A 3,247-nucleotide genomic window follows, 5' to 3' on the forward strand; every position below is an offset into this window, starting at 1 on the left:
GCGGCTCGACCATATCCTCAAGCATAGACATAAAACGATCCGAACCCGGGACCGTCAGAATCCCCCATCGCAATCAACCCGGGAAGGGCGGCTCCAGACACCGCTTACCTTCTGAGAACGCGGAGCTGGTGATGAATGAGAGGGCTGCACTTAACCTGCAACCCTCCTAGTATTTCTGAGTATCTGCGGGCTGGCGCCAGTTGGTGGGGCAACCTTGCGGTCCCTGAAGGGGCCTGTCGCAAACCGTCGCCGCCCGAAAAAGATCATCTCCGGACAGCACGTCACAGCCCCCACCGACCCACTCCGGCACGGTACCTGAATCGGTTTGACGAGCCCAAAACCGCCCCTGCGGCCGGAGTGCTCCCGCCTTGCAAGGATAATTTTCTACGCCAAGAATCTTTGCGACAGGCCCGTCGGAGCTCCTGTCCCGTTCAAGGTTGCGCCTCGCTCACGGATCAGCGCTTGCTCTCGGCGGTTCAGATCCTCCGGCAGGGCGTTTTCAAGGATCATGAGAATGATCGAGCGTCCTTCGGTGGCTGCCGCAGCCAGCTCGCGATGCACATGCCGGAAGCCCTTGGGTGATGCCTTACGGTAGGGGCGCAGATCAAGGATGCGTTCGACATTGGCACGGTACTCACGCATCGAGCGGCTCCGGCGCGTGTATTTCCCGACGTAGCGCCGGATCAAGCCATCTGGGTAGGTGATGGCCCACTCGTAGATGCCAGGCTTGTCGAGGGTTACGCCCTCCGCGATCTCGACGGTCGGTTTGAGCCGGTACTCTCTCGCCATCTGCCTGCCTCGCCTCATCGATCTTGAGGATCACGATGCAGCAAAAAGGCGCCTCGTTCCCGAGACGCCTGACAACTCCTACCGTCCGCGAAGGAAGAAGAACCAAATCAAGATGAGGACGGGGATCGGCACGCCCAAAAGCCACAGTAAGCTACCCGTCAGCATATTTTTCTCCTTGGTACTCTCCCTGCAACCTCATGGCGGGAAGATCCGTTCCTGAGAAGACATCTCGCATGTAGCGATCTTCAACCCGACGACTTTCAACCGAAAGCCCATGATGAGCCGTCCCCGTCGCGTCGCCCTGCCCTGGTATGCTGCGGAGCACTACGAGGCACTTCGTCAGAGCCTGTCCGATGGCGGGAAACTGCCGGTGCAGTACGAGGCGTGGCGGGCTTCCACCGAACAGTTCGAACGCAAGGTACAGTGCAGCGGCGTCGAAGTTGTGCGCGTGCCAATCGAGCCAGATGCGTTCAGTGCATGGTGCGAAGTCGCAGGCTTGCCGGCCGATGGGGCAGTTCGTGCCCGGTACGCCGCTGAGGCTCTAAAACACTGATCCGCGCGCTGGGCCCTCTGCCTGCCCGAAACGAGTGAGCCCGCCCGGCGCGACACCGAGCGGGCTCAAAAAGGCTTCACCCTTCTTCGTCTCACCCCGGCCCAAGGCCGGCAACCGCAGCTCGGTTTCCCTTCAGGGAGAGCAAAGGAACGCTCCGCGGCAGCGCGCCTTACGATCTTTATGCGACGAGTATCTTTACATCGAGAAGTAGGATCTGATCAATGTCTTGGCTCGCATTGCGCTTCACCGCGCGGCAACAGCGGGATCATAAGGCGATAAGGATTTCACGTGCTCAACACTCCGGAAGAAGACGCTCCTCAAGCAGTTGCTCCCCAAGAAGCCGCTGCCGATTACGTGGATATAACGGCCGACATCGTTTCGGCTTACGTCTCCAAGAACTCCGTGCGACCTGCCGACATCGGCGAGCTGATTGCCTCTGTGCATCAGACCCTCAAGGGTCTGAGCGGGTCTGCTATGCCAGCCGTTGAAAAGATCGAGAAGACCTCGCCGGCTCAGATCGAGAAGTCGATCACGCCGGACGCGCTCATCAGCTTCGAGGATGGTAAGCCTTACAAGACGCTGCGCCGGCACCTGAGCCTTCGCGGCCTCTCTGCTGAGGCCTACCGCGCCAAGCACGGCCTGCCTGCCGACTACCCGATGACCGCTGCCAGCTACTCAGCGCAGCGCTCCGAGCTTGCCCGATCACTCGGGCTTGGAAACTCCCGTAAAGCCGCTCCCAAGGTAGCTGAGCCGGACGCGACGGTGTCGGAAGCGCCAACGCGCCGTGGTCGTCCGCGTAAGGCTTCATGAAGCCGCGGCAGGGCGATGAGGCTGGGGATTGCCCCAGCCTCTGATAGCGCCGGACTTGCTCCCCAGTACCGTCAATAACATATGTAGCAGGCGATCTAGACTGAATTTATGTCTATCTACGCGTCTGCCTAAATGTTCCTCATAATCCCGGAATTTTTTGTTCTCAGATTTTCATTTTTTTATTAACTCGTAATTCGGGATATTAAATCGAGATAGACGTAATATTGCAACATTTCGGAGTCACGAAATGTCTGATCGGCGACGTGTTCAGCGACAACAGTGCAACCTCGATGCACGAATTTTCATTCCACGCTCTGGCACTCCAATACCCTGTGTCATCACAGATATTTCTACTCATGGGAGCTTCGTTCACACGCCAAAGAACGTCTCGCTTCCTGCAAATTTTGATCTCTCCATTGGCAGGAGCAGCTTACCCCGAGCCTGCCGACTAGCTCGCCGAGAGGCCGATGGGTTTGGCGTCGAGTTCCTCGATCCTGTCCGTCACGAAGTCGAAGAGATCCTTATCGAGACTGCGTTCAAGGAGGAACTGCTGTTTGAGGCTCTCAGCCCAGCCCTGGATGGCGAAGCCACGATGACCCGGATTCGGCTCCGCCGAGCGGTGAACGCGGTGATGGAGTTGATTGAGCGTCGCAATGCCATGGGTTGGGACCATGTCGCGCCACTGCCAGATCCGTTTGAGCACGCCTACCACACGCTTCGTGATGCCGGTAGGGCTCTAAGACACGCATCAGCTGCAAGGCTCTTGGCGCCAGCTTCGAGCAACGGACAAGGCCAGCGCTCAGCAGTTATGTGACCGCTAAACGACACTCGACGTTTTCCCTTTGTTCCACATACTGGAGGCCTCGCGTTTAGCGGGGCACATGAGCCAGATGGAGGGAGCACACCTGCTCCCGGTCCAGCCCCATGTTGATCGCTTCTCGCTCCGTCCTCCAGCAGCATCGTGAGGTCGCCGCCGTGATGGCGACCTATGGAATGTTCCTAGTGGTTAAGGTCTGACGGTTGAGTCCGCGTGGGGTTTCGGTTTGAGGCCTGTCCTGCGAGTCTGGCGGGATGCGCAGTGGCATCTCCTTCACG

The 3,247-nt window shown here is 58.6% G+C and carries 4 protein-coding genes; 3 read left to right on the forward strand and 1 reads right to left on the reverse strand.

Going from position 1 to position 3,247, the window contains the following annotated elements; genetic code table 11:
- Positions 1 to 384: 384 nt before the first annotated feature.
- Positions 385 to 789, reverse strand: a complete 405-nt coding sequence (locus ASF41_RS20380; RefSeq protein ID WP_156653410.1) for a hypothetical protein — start codon at positions 787 to 789, stop codon at positions 385 to 387.
- A 274-nt stretch (positions 790 to 1,063) separates the two neighbouring features.
- On the opposite strand from ASF41_RS20380, the gene ASF41_RS24350 reads away from it, so the two are divergent.
- From ASF41_RS24350 to ASF41_RS26715, 3 genes are all read left to right on the forward strand, one after another.
- Entirely contained in the window at positions 1,064 to 1,342 is a 279-nt protein-coding gene (locus ASF41_RS24350) for a hypothetical protein (protein WP_407067308.1), read from the forward strand.
- Positions 1,343 to 1,630: 288 nt separating this feature from the next.
- Positions 1,631 to 2,152, forward strand: a complete 522-nt coding sequence (locus ASF41_RS20385; protein ID WP_082504705.1) for a MucR family transcriptional regulator — start codon at positions 1,631 to 1,633, stop codon at positions 2,150 to 2,152.
- Positions 2,153 to 2,399: 247 nt separating this feature from the next.
- The gene (locus tag ASF41_RS26715; protein ID WP_082504706.1) at positions 2,400 to 2,966 is read left to right on the forward strand and encodes a PilZ domain-containing protein; all 567 of its coding nucleotides are present in this window, start codon (positions 2,400 to 2,402) and stop codon (positions 2,964 to 2,966) included.
- Positions 2,967 to 3,247 lie beyond the last annotated feature (281 nt).

The sequence above is a fragment of the Methylobacterium sp. Leaf111 genome (genome assembly GCF_001423285.1).
Classification (GTDB): Bacteria; Pseudomonadota; Alphaproteobacteria; order Rhizobiales; family Beijerinckiaceae; genus Methylobacterium.

Excerpts from the sequence above, each read along its gene's own strand:
- ASF41_RS20380 (WP_156653410.1), bottom strand. The coding sequence starts at position 789 with ATGGCGAGAGAGTACCGGCTCAAACCGACCGTCGAGATCGCGGAGGGC.
- ASF41_RS24350 (WP_407067308.1), top strand. The coding sequence starts at position 1,064 with ATGATGAGCCGTCCCCGTCGCGTCGCCCTGCCCTGGTATGCTGCGGAG.
- ASF41_RS26715 (WP_082504706.1), top strand. The coding sequence starts at position 2,400 with ATGTCTGATCGGCGACGTGTTCAGCGACAACAGTGCAACCTCGATGCA.